At 67.3% G+C, this 15,206-nt stretch carries 17 protein-coding genes; 13 read left to right on the forward strand and 4 right to left on the reverse strand.

From position 1 onward, the window contains the following. Positions 1-1,167, forward strand: a complete 1,167-nt coding sequence (locus L6444_RS01955) for an acyl-CoA dehydrogenase family protein (RefSeq protein ID WP_236980042.1) — start codon at positions 1-3, stop codon at positions 1,165-1,167. Positions 1,168-1,283: 116 nt separating this feature from the next. Here the strand turns inward: L6444_RS01955 and L6444_RS01960 are convergent, their stop codons facing one another. Both L6444_RS01960 and L6444_RS01965 read right to left on the reverse strand, forming a co-directional pair. Next, entirely contained in the window at positions 1,284-1,955 is a 672-nt protein-coding gene (locus tag L6444_RS01960; RefSeq protein ID WP_236980044.1) for a DUF427 domain-containing protein, read from the reverse strand. Between the two features lie 82 nt (positions 1,956-2,037). Continuing rightward, entirely contained in the window at positions 2,038-2,853 is an 816-nt protein-coding gene (locus tag L6444_RS01965) for a pentapeptide repeat-containing protein (protein WP_236980046.1), read from the reverse strand. A 97-nt stretch (positions 2,854-2,950) separates the two neighbouring features. On the opposite strand from L6444_RS01965, the gene L6444_RS01970 reads away from it, so the two are divergent. The 10 genes from L6444_RS01970 to L6444_RS02015 all read left to right on the forward strand — a co-directional run bounded on the left by L6444_RS01970 (position 2,951) and on the right by L6444_RS02015 (position 11,772). Beyond that, positions 2,951-4,120 carry a CaiB/BaiF CoA transferase family protein gene (locus L6444_RS01970; RefSeq protein WP_236980048.1) on the forward strand — a complete coding sequence of 390 codons (1,170 nt, stop codon included), beginning with the start codon at positions 2,951-2,953 and terminating at the stop codon, positions 4,118-4,120. A 115-nt stretch (positions 4,121-4,235) separates the two neighbouring features. After that, positions 4,236-4,784, forward strand: coding sequence for a hypothetical protein (locus L6444_RS01975; RefSeq protein ID WP_236980050.1), 549 nt, complete (start codon positions 4,236-4,238; stop codon positions 4,782-4,784). Between the two features lie 11 nt (positions 4,785-4,795). Further along, positions 4,796-5,503, forward strand: coding sequence for an NIPSNAP family protein (locus L6444_RS01980; RefSeq protein ID WP_236984590.1), 708 nt, complete (start codon positions 4,796-4,798; stop codon positions 5,501-5,503). After that, complete coding sequence (locus L6444_RS01985) at positions 5,500-6,711, forward strand: cytochrome P450 (RefSeq protein ID WP_236980051.1); 1,212 nt, start codon at positions 5,500-5,502, stop codon at positions 6,709-6,711. Before L6444_RS01980 ends, L6444_RS01985 begins: the two co-directional genes overlap by 4 nt. A gap of 1 nt (position 6,712) precedes the next feature. Beyond that, the gene (locus L6444_RS01990; RefSeq protein WP_236980053.1) at positions 6,713-7,681 is read left to right on the forward strand and encodes a zinc-binding dehydrogenase; all 969 of its coding nucleotides are present in this window, start codon (positions 6,713-6,715) and stop codon (positions 7,679-7,681) included. After that, a complete protein-coding gene (locus tag L6444_RS01995) occupies positions 7,678-8,418 on the forward strand; it encodes an HpcH/HpaI aldolase family protein (RefSeq protein ID WP_236980055.1) in 741 nt (246 codons plus the stop codon). Before L6444_RS01990 ends, L6444_RS01995 begins: the two co-directional genes overlap by 4 nt. Continuing rightward, entirely contained in the window at positions 8,415-8,813 is a 399-nt protein-coding gene (locus L6444_RS02000) for a nuclear transport factor 2 family protein (protein ID WP_236980057.1), read from the forward strand. Before L6444_RS01995 ends, L6444_RS02000 begins: the two co-directional genes overlap by 4 nt. Further along, positions 8,810-9,532 carry an SDR family NAD(P)-dependent oxidoreductase gene (locus L6444_RS02005; RefSeq protein WP_236980058.1) on the forward strand — a complete coding sequence of 241 codons (723 nt, stop codon included), beginning with the start codon at positions 8,810-8,812 and terminating at the stop codon, positions 9,530-9,532. Before L6444_RS02000 ends, L6444_RS02005 begins: the two co-directional genes overlap by 4 nt. Before the next feature lie 329 nt (positions 9,533-9,861). Continuing rightward, the gene (locus tag L6444_RS02010; RefSeq protein ID WP_255731233.1) at positions 9,862-10,833 is read left to right on the forward strand and encodes an enolase C-terminal domain-like protein; all 972 of its coding nucleotides are present in this window, start codon (positions 9,862-9,864) and stop codon (positions 10,831-10,833) included. 9 nt (positions 10,834-10,842) lie between these two features. Further along, complete coding sequence (locus tag L6444_RS02015) at positions 10,843-11,772, forward strand: alpha/beta hydrolase (RefSeq protein WP_236980060.1); 930 nt, start codon at positions 10,843-10,845, stop codon at positions 11,770-11,772. Here the strand turns inward: L6444_RS02015 and L6444_RS02020 are convergent. Together L6444_RS02020 and L6444_RS02025 are read right to left on the reverse strand one after the other, a co-directional pair. Then, the gene (locus tag L6444_RS02020; protein WP_236980062.1) at positions 11,763-13,133 is read right to left on the reverse strand and encodes a sensor histidine kinase; all 1,371 of its coding nucleotides are present in this window, start codon (positions 13,131-13,133) and stop codon (positions 11,763-11,765) included. The two genes, L6444_RS02015 and L6444_RS02020, sit on opposite strands and share 10 nt — an antisense overlap. A 15-nt stretch (positions 13,134-13,148) precedes the next feature. Continuing rightward, a complete protein-coding gene (locus L6444_RS02025) occupies positions 13,149-14,255 on the reverse strand; it encodes an alcohol dehydrogenase catalytic domain-containing protein (RefSeq protein ID WP_236980064.1) in 1,107 nt (368 codons plus the stop codon). A gap of 14 nt (positions 14,256-14,269) precedes the next feature. Here L6444_RS02025 and L6444_RS02030 point away from each other — a divergent pair, with 14 nt between their 5' ends. Then, entirely contained in the window at positions 14,270-14,737 is a 468-nt protein-coding gene (locus L6444_RS02030) for an acyl-CoA thioesterase (RefSeq protein ID WP_236980066.1), read from the forward strand. 23 nt (positions 14,738-14,760) lie between these two features. Beyond that, a complete protein-coding gene (locus L6444_RS02035) occupies positions 14,761-15,201 on the forward strand; it encodes an SRPBCC family protein (RefSeq protein ID WP_236980068.1) in 441 nt (146 codons plus the stop codon). The last annotated feature ends 5 nt before the right edge of the window (positions 15,202-15,206 follow it).

Here is a 15,206-nt window from a genome sequence, read left to right on the forward strand (position 1 = left end):
ATGGACTTCTCCCGCGTCGTGCTTTCCGACGACGACCAGGCCTTCTACGCGCAGATGCGCGAGTTCGTCACCGAGCACGTCACCGACGACGTGCGCCGCCGCAATCGCGAGTTCGGTGAGAACTTCGACGAGCAGGTTCACTTGGCGCTCGGTGCGGCCGGCTATCTCGCCGACGACTTCCGGCAGGAATCCGAAGGCGGTTTCAGCGCGGTGCGCCGGCGCATCTTCAATCTGGAGATCGCCCGCGCGCACACGCCGTGGTACCACTGGGGCACCACATCGGTTGTCGCGCATCTAGTTTCGGAATTCGCCGAGCCCGAGCTGGTGAAGCGGGTGCTACCGGGTGTGCTGTCCGGTCACATCCGGCTGTGCCTGGGCTACACCGAGCCCGATGGCGGCTCCGACGTCGCCACCTGCAAGACCCGCGCGACCCGTGACGGCGACGGCTGGATTATCAATGGCTCCAAGATGTTCACCTCGAACGCGCAGAACGCCGCATATGTCTTTCTGTTGACGAACACCGACCCGGACGGACCGAAACACAAGAACCTGACCATGTTCCTGGTGCCACTCGATACGCCGGGCATCGAAATCCAGGGCATCCGCACCCTGGACGGCGACCGCACCAACATCGTCTACTACAGCGACGTGCGGGTCGACGACCTCTACCGCATCGGCGAGGTCAACGGCGGCTGGACGGTGATGCGGGCGGCACTGGATTCCGAGCACGGACTCGTCGAAAAAGATGCCGAGGGCTTGCAGGATGTCGCGGCGATGGCCGGGCACGGCATGCTGATGGCCGAGGCCATCGACGGAGTTGCGGGTGTCGTGGCCGGGGACGACGAGTACGTACAGCATCGACTCGGCCGTTGCTTCGCCCGGGTGGAGGCGGCGCTGTCCACGCCGGGGATGTTCGGACGTGTCGCGATCGGCCAGACCATGCGCGAGGTGTCCGGGGAGTTGATGGAAATCCTGGGCCGGGCGGCGGTGCTGCCCACCGATGCTCCCGGCTCACCCGATGACGGGGCCCTGGAACACGTTGCGCGCCTGGCGTTGCCGATGGGTATCTACGGCGGGTCGCTGGAGGTGTTCCGCAACATGATCGCCCAGCATGAACTTCGGTTGGGGCGGCCCGCCTATGGTTCGGGGAGCTCCGCAGCTACGTAAGCTGCGCGAGCGGCCCCAAATGTACGCCAAAATCGCGGTTTTAGCGGCAATTTGGGGCCGCTCGGGCAGGCTGCGAAGGTGGGCCGACGGTGGGCCGGCCGTGGGCCGGCCCCGCCTCACGACTCGGGAAGCTCGGCCGCTACCTGAACTTTCGTCTCGTCGAAGCTCAGAAAGCCTTTGATGGGCCCGGTTTCGGGCAGCGGGTCTTCGTAGCTCCACGCGATGTCGGTGTGGTGCGACATGGGCGCCCAATACGTGGCGTAGCCCTTGTAGTTGCAGTAACTCGACGTCTCGGTCTTGTGCAACAGATCGGTACGAACATGCTGGGGTGCCACGTAAAGCCTTGGTGGCAGCGCGGTTTCGAACACAACGACCGTGTCGTCGGTGTCTACCAGCGTGATGCCGTCGTCCAGGGTTACCCGTAGCCGTCTGCTGGTCGGGCGGCAGTCGACCCGGTGATACGGATTCGGCGGGTAGTGGACCAGTTTGCGTCCCTCCTCGATCCACGCGTCGACGGCGTCCCACGGCACGTGCACGTACCCGGGGGCCTCGGGTTCCGGCTCGGTTGGAAGGTTCGTGACGAGTTCGGTGGGAAACACGTAGCTGAGCGGACGGCCGGCGCGGTGCACCATGAGCGCCTGCTCGGTGTCGATGACGGTGCGGCCGTCCTTGACGGCCTGGATGCGGCGCGGGTGTGGCTCGATGTAGACGACTTCACTGGGGATCGGGGGAGCGAAGCGTCCGGCAGGATCGACGCTGAGTGGACCGCGGCCGGCTACCAGGCTCACCGAGTCACCTTCGAGACGAACAAAGGCAGTTCACTTCCCTCCACGCGCACTGCTCCGCGCACCCGCGAGCTTATCGGCGTTGCTACGAATGCGTGAGATCAAACGCAGCGCTGATGGCATCGCGGAGACCACCCGGGTAACTGTCCAGAGCCAAAATCCCGATCGAATCATCGGGCAACAGGTCGGCTTCGTCTGCTTCGATTCGAAGAACCTCCTCCGCCGCCCGAGCATCCTGACCAGGCATTGATCTCAGCCGTGAGAGTGCTTGGCGGCACCTCGACGGAAAGAGTTCGACTTCCTCGATGATCGAATCCTGAAAATTGCAGCCTTCGAATACAGTGGACAGCGTCTGGGTACCTTTCCACTTCGTCGCCTTGAAATTGCAGTCGACGAAAGATCCCGGGTCGGTGGAAACATTTCTCAGATTTGCATCCTGAAAATCGCAACCGATGTATTGACTGCCCGGTTTTCGGGCTTCGACCCGAGCCCCGAGCTGTGCCCGCCTGAGGTCGGCGGACACGAACGAGCAGCCCGATAGTCGGGCTGAGTAGGTGCGCAGCGAAGGCGATCGTGCTTGATCGAATACGCAGTTCGTGAATTCAGACTCCAGCAGACGGAACTCGGGCAGAGTTGCGTAGCTCAGGTCGACACGACCCTGATAGTCAGGGTAAGGCGATTCGGCGCGACCCCGCGACAATGCGCCGATTACGGATGCGGTGGTCTCAATGCTCCAGCGCGTTCGTAGTTCTTTATCTTGGCGGGACATACTGAACTCCTCCCCACCCGACTCCACCGCTGTCGCCACGCGTGCAGACCCGGACACCTCGGCCAGTGCGTCGGCCAGCCAGTCAGCCACTCTGCGGGCAGCATCCACGTCCACCGCCGCGTCGAAATCCATCCCCTCAACCTCCCACGTTGAGCCGGTAACGGCCAACGGCATCTTCCAAATGTCCCTTCTATGCGTGCGTTCGGGGGTGCTGGTTAGTGTTCCAGCTATGGCGGGACCGATGGAGGGCTTCAACGTCGTCGAGCTCGGAGTCTGGGTCGCGGGCCCGGCGACGGGTGGCATCCTGGCCGATTGGGGCGCCGACGTCGTCAAGATCGAGCCGCCGACCGGGGATCCCGGCCGGCTGTTCGGGCGGATGCTGGGCTGCGATCTGGGCGTGAACCCGCCGTTCGAGATGGACAACCGGTCCAAGCGCAGCGTCGTGCTGGACCTCACCACCGACGAGGGTCGTCAACACGCGTTCGAATTGCTGGATGGCGCAGACGTTTTCGTCACCAACGTGCGGCCCCGGGCGCTGCGCCGCCTCGGTCTGGACTACGAAACGGTGGCCAAGAGCAACCCGCGACTGGTCTACGGGCTGATCACCGGATACGGCGAAACCGGGCCCGACGCCGATCGCGCCGCCTACGACGTGGCGGCCTTCTGGTCGCGCGGTGGCATCGCGCATCTGCTGACCCGGCCGGGCGACACCCCGCCGTTTCAGCGCGGCGGCATGGGCGACCACTCCGCCGGCATGACACTGGCCGCCGCGGTATGCGCCGCACTGCTTTCCCGCGCACGCACCGGCGCGGGTCAGCTCGTCACCACCTCGCTGTACCGGCAGGGCGCCTACACGATCAGCTTCGACCTCAACACGTACCTACTTACCGGCCAGCCGATCGCGATCGGCCAACGCGAAACCATGGGCAACCCGGTGATGAACAACTACGCCGCCGGCGACGGACGCCGGTTCTGGATCGTCGGGCTGGAGGTGGACCGGCACTGGCCCGCGCTGTGCCGCGTGGTCGGCCGGCCCGACTGGCTCACCGATCCCCGGTACGCCAACGCCCGCTCCCGCGCGGCCAACGCGGTGCAACTCATTGCCGCGCTCGACGAGATCTTCGCGACCAAGACGCTGGACGAATGGGCCGAACTCTTCGCCGAAGAACCGGACTTCTTCTGGTCGCCGATCAACGGCCTCGAGGACATCGTTGCGGACGAGCAGTTTCACGCCGCGGGCGGAATCGTGGACGTTCCCGAGGAGGACTCCGTGGTGCCAATGGTGGCCACCCCCGCGGATTTCCACGGAACTCCCTGGTCGGCACGCTCCCGAGCTCCCGAACTCGGCCAGCACACCGACGAGGTGCTCACCGAACTGGCCTCCCGCCGGACCACCTGAACGGGCGCTAAAGCTTTACAAAATTATGCAAAAGTGTCACGCTGTGCAGTGAGCCGGGGGTCCCGCTTCGCGGGCCTGGTGACAGCCCACGACAAGCGCGACAGGCATAGGTTTGATGGTCACTCAAACGTTCGGCGTCGGCGATCGCCCTAGCAACGGGGCCCCGCGACGCAACCGCGATGATGGACAGGCGCTGCGGCATCGGCTCGAGGTCGTCGCCGCCGACACCGGCGACGTCGTGCAGACTACCGGCGGCTGGTTGTTCGACCGCGTGATGGCGGGATGGCAGGTCAACGTCCTGCTGCCGCGGGGTTGCGCCGCCCGCCCCCTGCAGATTCTCGGCGTGCGGGTATCGGAGCTGGAGTCAGAACTCGACGAGACGGACCTGCGCAGCCACGGCCTGGCCGTCAGCTCCGAGGCGTTCAACGCCGACGACCGCGTCCGCAACAAGGTGCGCAAGGCCCTGGACAAGCGATTCGCCGACGTCGCGCTGTGGGGCGAGCACTGGCCACTGGGGATGACGCGCGGCATGCGCAGAATCGAGTACACCCTTAGCGCGGCGGCCCGGGCGTTCAAGGGTCAGGCGCTGCATGCCGCCGGATTACCCTACGGCGCAGTCGATTCCGTCGAGTCGTTGTTCACCGATTCGGCCTGGCTCGGCTGAGCCGGATGGCGATGAAGAAGTACTACCGCCATACGCTGCTGTACCTGCACGAGACCATCGACCTGGGCTCGGGCCGCAGCGATCGCTTCACCGAGGTGTTCGTCGACACCTATCAGCCGATGATGGAATCGCTTGGCGCCCGGCTGTTCTCGATCTGGGAGACCACCCCGTTCAACGGTCACTGGCCGCAGGTGACGATCATCTGGGAGATCGACGGCTTCTCCGACTACGCGCGGATCGGCGCCGCGCAGTCCCGCGGCGGCAGCCACGAAGCGGCCGCCGGAAAATGGTCGGCGTTCCTGGCCGACATCGGCGCCAACGGGGAGGGCCGAATCATGTACGCCGGGCCGAGCAACAAACCGCTGGCGCAGCTGCGGGAAGCAAATTTCAGTGCCGCGCTGGTGATTCAAGAGATCATGCAAACCAAGCCCGGCCGCCAGGACGACTACATCCGGGAACTGGAGCGGCTTTATGTCCCGTGGTCGGAGAGCACCGGCAAGCACTGGCTGGGTTCGTTCACCACCACTTTCCGATTCAACGAGGTCATCCACTACTGGGCGCTGGAGGGGGGGGGGTGGGAGTGCTTCGCCAACCACTACCCGTCCTGGAAGGACAGCCCGCCGGCCGAGATCGTCACCTGGATGAGCGTGGCGCCCGCATTACGTGACGGCTGGGAAGACTCCATCCTGCAGGCGCTACCGCCGTCGCCATTGCAATGACCGAGTTCCACTACGACCCGTTCGACCCGCAGGTGATGGCCGATCCGCCGGCCTACTACCGCATCCTGCGCGACGAGTACCCGGTGTATTACATGCCGCGCTGGGATACCTACGCGCTGTCCCGATTCGAGGACATCTGGCGGGTGCTGGAAGTCAACGACGGCACCTTCGTGGCCTCCGAGGGGACGCTGCCGCCGGCATCGGTGCTGGCCAAGCACAACGACGGGCCGGTCGCCGATCCGCCGTTGCACCCGTTGCCTTTTCACGCGGTGTTCGACGCGGATCTGTACGGAGAGATCCGGCGCGCGCACTCCCAGCCGTTCCGGCCGCGGTCGGTCACCTCGCTGGAATCCCGGATCCGGGCGCTGGCCAACGAACGTCTCGATTTACTGCTGCCGCGCGGCGAGTTCGACCTCACCCAGGAGTACGGTGGCATCGTCGCAGCGTCGATGGTGTGTGAATTGCTCGGCATCCCATCCGATCTCGCCCCGCAGGTGCTGGCTGCGGTGAACGTCGGCAGCCTGGCCCAGCCCGGCGAAGGCGTCGACACGGCCGAATCGAGGCCCAACTACCTGCAATTCCTGATACCCGTGGTCGAGCGGCACCGAAACGGCGGTGAGCGAGCGCTGCCGATCGTCGACGGACTGCTCGGCTACCACCTGCCGGACGGCAGCGCGCTCAGCGACACCGAGGTCGCCACCCAGATGTTGTGTGTGTTCATCGGCGGCACCGAAACCGTCCCCAAGATCGTGGCGACCGGGCTGTGGGAGCTCAGCCGCCGTCCCGACCAGCTGGCCGCGGTGCGAGCCGATCTCGACGCAAACGTGCAGATCGCCCGGGAGGAGATTCTGCGCTACTGCGCTCCCGCACAATGGTTCGCCCGCACCGCGCGCAAGCCGTTCAGCCTGCACGGCCAAACCATCCAACCCGGACAGCGGGTCATCACGCTGCTGGCCTCGGCCAACCGCGACGAACGGGAATACCCCGACCCCGACGAGTTCATCTGGGACCGGCCGATCAAGCGGTCGCTGGTGTTCGGTCGCGGCCAGCACTTCTGTCTCGGCTTCCACCTGGCGCGGCTGGAAGTTGCGGTTTTGCTGCAGGAATGGCTGCAACGGGTGCCCGACTTCCAGATTCGCGACGACGACGCGGTGCGGTTGCCGTCGAGTTTCCAATGGGGCTGGAACAACATTCCCGTGGAGGTATGACGTGTGGTCCTACCGGATCATCGCCCCCTATGTGTTCGAGAAGACCGAGATCCCCGAGAAGACCGCCGACGATCTGGCGGATCGTCAAGTGCTGCTGCGGTTTCTGGCCGCCGGGGTCTGCGGCAGCGACCTGCCGGGCTTCCGCGGTGCCCAGGGACGACTCCCCGGCGACGACGGTCGCAGCGCAGCCGAGAAGGACGGCTTCCCGATCCACGAGGTCGCCGGCGAGGTGCTCGCCAGCCGGCACCCCGAACACCGGCCCGGCGACCTGGTGGTGGGCTGGGCGTCCGGCTTCGACGGCATGATGGAGCGGGTCATCAGCGACGGGGACGGCCTGGCACCCTACGACCCGTCGCTGACCCCGGCGCAGGCGGTCGGCCTGCAACCACTGGCCTGCGTGTTGTACGCGTGCGAGCAGTTGCCGGAGCTGGCCGGGCGGCACGTCGCGATCATCGGGCAGGGATCGATCGGGTTACTGTTCTCTTACATCGCCAAAGTCGCCGGGGCCAGCAGGGTGACCGGCGTCGATCCGGTTGACCGCGAAAAGCTCTGGCACACATACGGAGTCGACGACGGGGTGCGCGCCACCAGCGACCGGTGGGTGAGCCGGCTCGCGCCGGAAGATCGCGCCGACATCGTCATCGAAGCGGTCGGCCACCAGGTGGCCACCCTGGGGCACGCCGTCGAAGCCGCGGCATTCGGCGGCACCGTGTTCTACTTCGGTGTGGCCGACGACGAGTCCTACCCGATCAATATGCGCAGCATGCTGCGCAAGAACCTGACCCTGAAATCCGGTGTGACCCTTGATCGGCGTCGCATGCTGGACCAGGCCGGCAAGTTCGCGGCCGAACATCCGGCGTTGCTCGAGGCCTACCTCACCCACACCTTCGGGGTCGACGACGTGCAGGCCGCGTTCGAGTTGGCCTGCCGGCCCGACCCGCAGCGGGTCAAGATCGCCATCAGCGCATGAGTGTCTTCCAGAGCCGGCCGCAGCGCCCGATCTGGGGTGGCTGGATCACCGGCCCCACCCTGATCGGCCCGGAGGAGTTCGCCGGGGCCGGGTACGACTACGTCGGATTCGACACGCAGCACGGCTATCTCGACGACGCCGATGTCGCAAAGATCCTGCGGCGCCTCGAGAACGTGCCGATCGCCACCGCGGTGCGGCTGCCCAACGCCGACCCGGCGCCGATCGGGCGGGTGCTCGACGCCGGGGCCGACGCCGTCATCATCGCGATGATCGAGTCTCCCGAACAAGCCGCCGCCGCGGTGGCGGCAACCAGATATCCCCCGAACGGGGTACGCAGCTTCGGTCCGCTGCGGGCCGGTCTGGGACATGACCCCGCTGTGCTGGAATCGCGGGCCGGCGTGTTCGCCATGATCGAGACAGCCGCCGCCGCAGCAGATGTCGAGGCCATCTGCGCCGTTCCCGGGCTGACCGGGATCTACGTCGGCCCCGCCGACCTGGCCATCTCGATGGGTGTGGGACCGGTGGGTGCCCTGCGCGATCCGCAGGTGCTCGACGCGATCAAGCGAATCCACCGGGCGACCGCCGCGGCAGGTCTGGTCACCGGCATCCACGGCAGCGCCGGCAAGGCCGGTAATGCGTTGGCCAAGCTGGGTTTTCAGATGATCACCCTGGCGTCGGAGTCGCAGGCGCTGCGCCGCGGAGCCGCCGAACACCTGCGTGAGGCGAGTGCCGAATGACCGACGCCGTCAGCGCGATCCGCGAACTGCTCGCGGAATACGCGTTGGCCCTGGACGCCCACGACACGGCCAAAGCGCTCACGCTGTTCACCGAGGATGCCGAATTCACGGTCTACGGGCGCACATTCGCAGGCCGCAGCGGCATCAGCACGATGTTCCAAGAGGCGCCGCGTGGTTTGCATCTGCTCGGCGCCACCCGCATCGAGGTCGGCGCCGACACCGCGACAGCGAAATCCCAGGTGCTGTTCGTCAACGCCAGCACTCAGCAGCAACGACTCGCGCACTACGAAGACGCGCTGGTGCACCGCGACGGCCGCTGGTTGATTCGCCGACGCCGGTGCCGGTTCGTCACCAGCAGAGGGCTTTCCGACAGTCCGGAGGTGGTCTCGCTGTGAAAGTCGCATTGGTCACGGGCGCCGCCGGCGGACAAGGCTGGGCGATCGTGCAGAAGCTGCGCGGCAGCGGGTATTCGGTGGCCGCCGGTGATCTGCGGTACGACGAACTCGTCGCCGCCACCAGCGAATCGGGCGACGAATCGGTACTGCCCATCGAGCTCGACGTCACCGACCCGGCGCAATGGGAGGCCGCCGTCGCCGTCACCGTCGAACGGTTCGGCGCGCTGAGCACCCTGGTCAACAATGCGGGCCTGCTGCACCGCGCCCCGCTGGCCGAGGAATCGATCGACGACTTCGAAAGTTCTTGGCGGGTCAATTGTTTGGGCGCATTCCTGGGTATGCGTGCCGCACTTCCGCACCTGCGGACGGCCCAGAGCGCGGCGATCGTCAACATCTGTAGCACCGGAGCGATCCGGCCCTTCCCGCAGCACTGTGCGTATGGTTCGGCGAAGTGGGCGCTGCGCGGCCTGACCCAAACCGCCGCCGCAGAACTCGGCCCGGACCGCATCCGCGTCAACGCGGTCTTCCCCGGACCCATCGCCACCCCCATGCTCGACGAAGACATCCAGCAGCGGCTGGCGTCGGTTGCGATGTTCGGCCGCCTCGGCCGGCCCGGCGAGATCGCCGACGCGGTGTCCTTTCTGGTCTCCGACGAGGCTTCCTTCATCACCGGCTCGGAACTGGTGGTCGACGGCGGCCAATGTCTGCAGATCCGCTGAGCGCCGCCGCCAGCAGCTGACTTTCGCCCCTATCAGCGGCACCGGACCGGCTGACATCGTGACAATCGGCTGGATATCAGGTCGCACACGTTGTGGGGGGAGATTCGTCGTGAAGATCACCGAGATCCAGGTCGTTCCGTTCGAGACAACCGTCGACCGGATCTCGTTCGGCCAACTTATATCCGATTATCCGGTGGTGCAGACCCTGACCAGGGTGCTCACCGACGAAGGCGTCGAGGGCTGCTACTTCGGTGGTCATTTTCACGGCGACCAGGACGGCCTGCTACCCGGTGACCAGGCCCTGATCAGGGAATTTCCTCGGGCCGTTTCTGACCGGCCGGGACCCGCTGGACCGCGCCGAGATATGGCGGCAGCTCTGGGCGGCGAAGCTGCCCGAGAACGTGTGCAGCGTGATCGATCTGGCGTTGTGGGATCTGGCCGGCCGGGCGAGCGGGCTGCCCGTCCACAAGCTGCTCGGCGGTGCGCGCGACAAGGTCAAGGCATACGCCAGCAGCTTCAACAACCTGGGCAGGCCCGAGGACTACGCCGCCCACGCCGCCGAATGCCAGCGTCAGGGGTACCGCGCCTACAAGATCCATCCCTACCACTACTGGAACCCCGCCACCGGTCAGCCGGCGCTGCCGCGACCGTCGTACGTGGACTGGGACATCGAGGCGTGCCGCGCGGTGCGGTCGGCGGTCGGGGACGCGATGGTGCTGATGTTCGACCCGTGGGGTACCTACCACAACTACGCGGATGCGCTGCGGGTCGGGCGCGAGCTGCAACGGCTTGGTTTCTACTGGTACGAACACCCGATGCCGGAAACCCGGGTGGAGTCCTACGTCCGGCTGGCCGGTGAACTCGACATCCCGATCTGTTCGCCCGAGATCGCGGCGGGCGGCATCGAGACGCGAGCGGACTGGATTCTGCGCGGCGCCTCCGACATCAGCCGCATCGACGTGCTGCGCGGCGGGATCACCGGAGTGATGAAGCTGGCCGGGATGTGCGAGGCCGTCGGCATGCGCTGCGAACTGCACATGAGCGGCTTCGGGAATCTCCAAGTGCTCGGCGCGACGAGCGAGGACGTATGCGAATACTACGAACGGGGGCTGCTGGGTCCCGGAGCTCGCTACGAGGCCCCGCCTTACCTCGAGGCCGCTTGCGACCCGCTGGATTCGGCGGGCTTCGTCGCCGTCCCTGCTACACCGGGCCTCGGTTACCAGATCAGATGGGACTACATCGAGGCACATCGCCTACCTGATACACAGGTGGAGGCGGTTGCACCCCTGCATCCGAGATAGGACACCCCGATGACAGAGATCCTCGAGCTGCAAGCGGTCGAACGGCTGCATCCCGCCCTACGCACTGTCGCGGTGACCCGGACAATCTTCACCGCCGAGGCCATTCCGCTGATCCGCGAGTCGATGAATCAGCGCCGCGCCGTCCTCGAACACGACACGGCCGGCGTGGCCGTGGCAGACGCCGTCGCCCATCACGTGCCGGTGCGCATCTACCGCGGCGGCGACCGAACCCGACCGGCGCCGGCGGTGGTGTACTGCCACGCCGGCGGCTTCGCGCTGGGCAACCTCGACACCGACCACCGGCAGTGCATCGAAATCGCCCGTCGGGCAAGGTGTTCGGTGGTGTCGGTGGACTACCGGCTGGCGCCGGAGAATCCCTTCCCGGCCGCCCTGGAGGACGCGGTCACGGTGCTGAACTGGGTGGCCGGCAGCGCGGCGCAACTGGGGGTGGACCCGGCGCGGCTGGCCGTGGCCGGCAGCAGCGCGGGAGCCACCCTGGCCGCCTGCCTGGCCCATGGTGCCGCCGACGGACTGTTGCCCTCGCTGGTGTTCCAGCTGCTGCACCAGCCGGTGCTCGATGATCGGCTCACCGCGTCGCGAACCGAATTCCGCGCCACTCCGGCGTTCGACGGGGAAGCCGCGACGCTGATGTGGCAGCACTACCTGGCCGGGGAGGCGCCCACCGAGCAGGCGGTTCCGGCCAGGCGCGCCGAATTGTCCGGCCTGCCACCGGCATTGGTCACCTGTGCGGAGGTCGACCCATTCCGCGACGAGGCGGTGGACTACGCGCTGCGGCTGCTGCGCGCCGGAGTCGGCACCGGGTTGCACGTGTTTCCCGGCGCCTGCCACGGATTCGACTCGCTGCTGCCGGACTGGGCGCCCAGTCAACGACTGTTCGCGCTGCAGGGTGAGGCCCTGTCGAAGGCCTTCTACCTCTGATCGCCGGGGGGCTGGGGACCGGGCAGGTCCAGCAGCAACCGGGCGCCACCGAGCGGGCTTTCGTGCAGAGACGCCGTGCCGCCGTGCAGTTCGGCCTGCTGCGCCACCAGGGCGAGGCCCAGCCCGGACCCCGAATGTGACGCTGTCGACCCCCGGGAGAACCGGTCGAACACCGTCCGGCGTTCGTGCTCCGGTATCCCGGTGCCGTCGTCGTCGATGGCGATCTGCACCCCGGCGCGGGAACTGACCGCCGAGAGCTGTACCCGGCTGGCGTGACCGTGCTTGACCGCGTTGGCAATCGCGTTGTCCACCGCCAGCCGCAGCCCGGTGGGCAGGCCCAGCATCAGCAGCGTCGGCGAGGGCAGCAGCGACACCGTCAGGTCGGGGTAGATGCGCTCGGCGTCGTGGGCGGCGCGATCCAGCAACTCGGTGATGTCGACCGGCACGAAGTCGTCGGTGGTGATGGTCTGGCCCTGGGCCAGGCGTTCCAGCGCCGACAGCGTGGCCTCGATGCGGCTCTGGGTGCGCAGCACGTCGGCCATCACCTCCTCGCGCTGCTTGGCGGGCAGCTCGAGGGTCGCCAGCACCTCGAGGTTGGTGCGCATCGCGGTCAACGGCGTACGCAGCTCGTGGGAAGCGACCGAGGCGAAGTCGCGCGCGGAGTCCAGCGCGTCCTTGGTGCGCTGCTGTTCGTCGCCGATCCGGGCCAGCATGCCCTCGACGGCTTCGGCGATCTCCACCGCCTCCCACACGCCGCGGACCTGCACCTCGTCCGGCTTGGACTGGGCGTTGATCGCGCGAGCCTGCTGGGCCAGCAGCCGGAAGGGGTTGATCATGATCAGCCACATGACGCTGCCCACCAGGAAGGTGCCGACGATGACGCTGCCGCAGATCAGCAGCACCCGCAGGTGCAGTTGGTCGATCCGATCCTCGGCCTGGGCCAGCGGTGCCCCCAGCGCGACCCGGGCCTGGCCCGCGGTGAAGGTGCGCACCCGATAGGGCACACCGTTGATCGTGGTGGTGGTGTAGCCGACCGGCAGGTCCGGCAGCACGATGCCGCTCGGCACCGACGCGACGTGACCGTCCAGCCGTACCGTGCGGGCCACGCCGTCGACGGGGGCGGGTTGTTCGGCGGCCGGCGGGTCCTGCAGCAGGATGCTGACGTCGCCCAGGCTGCTCACCGAGTCCAGCCGCCGGTCCAGTTGGCTGTACTGGTCGTTGGTGACGCCCACCCACACCCAGGTGCCCAGGATGATGACCAGGGCGATCACCGACATTGCGGCCACGATCACGATGGTGCGCAACGAGACCACCGGTAGCGGCAGCCGCAGCAGCCGGTAGACCCGGTCGTTGATTGTCATCTGCTGGTCTCCCGATCAGAACCTGATGAGTTGACGAACCGCGGTGCCGTCGGCCAGGTGGTCCATCGCGTCGTTGATGTCGTCGAGCCGGATGGTCGAGGACACCAGCGCTTCCACCGGCAGCCGGCCGGACTGCCACAGCGCGACGAACCGGGGGATGTCGCGGCTGGGTACCGCCGACCCGAGATAGCTGCCGATCAGGGACCGCCCTTCGGCGACAAAACCCAACGGCGACAAGCTGATTCGGGCGTCGGGCCGGGGCAGCCCGACGGTGACGGTGCGGCCGCCCGGCGCGGTCAAACCGACGGCCGCCTCCAGCGCGGCGGGATGGCCGACCGCTTCGACCACGACGTCGGCCCGGATCCCGGCCTCGGTGGCCCGCTGCGGCGTGTACACCTCGTGTGCACCCAAACCTGTTGCCGCAGTGAGCTTTTCCTGCAGTGTATCGACGCCGATGACGCGAACGTCGGGATAGGTCAACGCGGTCAGCACCGCCGCCATGCCGACACCGCCCAGCCCGACGACGGCGACCGACTGGCCCGGCCGCGGGTCACCGACGTTGAGCACCGCGCCACCGCCGGTCAGCACCGCACACCCGAGCAGGGCGGCCACCTCGGGGGGCACGTCGGGCGGGACCGGCACCGCGCTGGCCGCATTGACCACCGCGTGCGTGGCGAAACCCGACACACCGAGGTGGTGATGCACCGGATGGCCGGCGCGGGCCAGGCGGATCCCGCCACCGAGCAGGGTCCCGGCGTTGTTGGCGGCGCTACCCGGCCGGCATGGCGTCAGCCCCTGCGTCGCGCAGGCCGGGCAGTGACCGCAGCGCGGCAGGAACACCAGCACCACCCGCTGCCCGACGGACATTCCGGTGACCCCGGCGCCGAGCCGTTCGACGATGCCGGCCGCCTCGTGGCCGAGCAGCATCGGCACCGGCCGCACCCGGTTGCCGTCGACCACCGAAAGATCGGAGTGGCACACTCCGGCGGCCTCGATGCGGACCAGCACCTCGTGCTCGGCCGGTTCGGCCAGCTCCACGTCGGCCACGCTGATGGGCCGGGAGTCCGCGTAGGGCCGCGGCGCACCGATCCGCTCGAGCACCGCGCCCCGGATGTGGAACATGCTGGAATACAACCATGGCCCAGGTTCCGCAGGTTCCGCCGTCACCCGACGACCTCACCAGTGCCGACTTTCCGGTGCAATGGCCGGTGCTGACCCGCTGGGCCGACAACGACATGTTCGGCCACCTCAACAACGCCGTCTACTACCAACTGTTCGACACCGCGATCAACGCCTGGATCGCCACCAGGGCGGGCGTCGACCCGCTGACCATCCCCGAGTTGGGCATCGTCGCGGAGTCGGGCTGCCGCTACTTCGCCGAACTCGGGTTCCCGGACCGCCTGATGGTGGGCCTGGCGGTGACGCGGCTGGGCCGCAGCAGCGTCACCTACCGGCTGGGGGTGTTCAAGGCGGACGCCGCCGCGCAGCCGATTGCGGCGCTGGGGCACTGGGTGCATGTGTACGTCGACCGGGCCAGTCGCCGGCCCGTTCCGATCCCGGACCGGATCCGGTCGCTGCTGACAACGGCGTGTGTCGAGGCCTGAGCGGGCACCAGTATGCTTCGCCAATGCCAGTTTTGAGCAAAACGGTCGAGGTCAGCGCCGATGCCGGGTCGATCATGGGCATCGTGTCCGACATCGAGCGCTACCCGGAGTGGAACGAAGGCGTCAAGGGCGCCTGGGTGCTGGCCCGCTACGACGACGGCCGGGCCAGCCAGGTGCGGCTGGACACCAACGTGAACGGATTCGAAGGCGTCTATATCCACGCCGTGTACTACCCGGGCGAGAACCAGATTCAGACCGTGATGCAGCAGGGCGATCTGTTCACCAAGCAGGAGCAGCTGTTCAGTGTGGTGGCCGCGGGCCCCACCAGCCTGCTGACCGTCGACATCGACGTCGAGCCCAGCATGCCGGTGCCTCCGCCGATGGTGAAGATGCTGATGAACAATGTGCTGGACCAGCTGGCCGCCAACGTCAAGCAGCGTGCCGAGCAGCTGGGCGCCAATTAGCGACG

The organism is Mycobacterium kiyosense, assembly GCA_021654635.1.
In the GTDB taxonomy this organism is placed as follows: domain Bacteria; phylum Actinomycetota; class Actinomycetes; order Mycobacteriales; family Mycobacteriaceae; genus Mycobacterium; species Mycobacterium kiyosense.

Excerpts from the sequence above, each read along its gene's own strand:
- L6444_RS02030 (WP_236980066.1), top strand. The coding sequence starts at position 14,270 with ATGGCCCAGGTTCCGCAGGTTCCGCCGTCACCCGACGACCTCACCAGT.
- L6444_RS01965 (WP_236980046.1), bottom strand. The coding sequence starts at position 2,853 with ATGGATTTCGACGCGGCGGTGGACGTGGATGCTGCCCGCAGAGTGGCT.
- L6444_RS01985 (WP_236980051.1), top strand. The coding sequence starts at position 5,500 with ATGACCGAGTTCCACTACGACCCGTTCGACCCGCAGGTGATGGCCGAT.
- L6444_RS02000 (WP_236980057.1), top strand. The coding sequence starts at position 8,415 with ATGACCGACGCCGTCAGCGCGATCCGCGAACTGCTCGCGGAATACGCG.
- L6444_RS01975 (WP_236980050.1), top strand. The coding sequence starts at position 4,236 with ATGGTCACTCAAACGTTCGGCGTCGGCGATCGCCCTAGCAACGGGGCC.
- L6444_RS02020 (WP_236980062.1), bottom strand. The coding sequence starts at position 13,133 with ATGACAATCAACGACCGGGTCTACCGGCTGCTGCGGCTGCCGCTACCG.
- L6444_RS02035 (WP_236980068.1), top strand. The coding sequence starts at position 14,761 with ATGCCAGTTTTGAGCAAAACGGTCGAGGTCAGCGCCGATGCCGGGTCG.
- L6444_RS01970 (WP_236980048.1), top strand. The coding sequence starts at position 2,951 with ATGGCGGGACCGATGGAGGGCTTCAACGTCGTCGAGCTCGGAGTCTGG.
- L6444_RS02015 (WP_236980060.1), top strand. The coding sequence starts at position 10,843 with ATGACAGAGATCCTCGAGCTGCAAGCGGTCGAACGGCTGCATCCCGCC.
- L6444_RS01980 (WP_236984590.1), top strand. The coding sequence starts at position 4,796 with ATGAAGAAGTACTACCGCCATACGCTGCTGTACCTGCACGAGACCATC.
- L6444_RS01955 (WP_236980042.1), top strand. The coding sequence starts at position 1 with ATGGACTTCTCCCGCGTCGTGCTTTCCGACGACGACCAGGCCTTCTAC.
- L6444_RS02025 (WP_236980064.1), bottom strand. The coding sequence starts at position 14,255 with ATGTTCCACATCCGGGGCGCGGTGCTCGAGCGGATCGGTGCGCCGCGG.
- L6444_RS01995 (WP_236980055.1), top strand. The coding sequence starts at position 7,678 with ATGAGTGTCTTCCAGAGCCGGCCGCAGCGCCCGATCTGGGGTGGCTGG.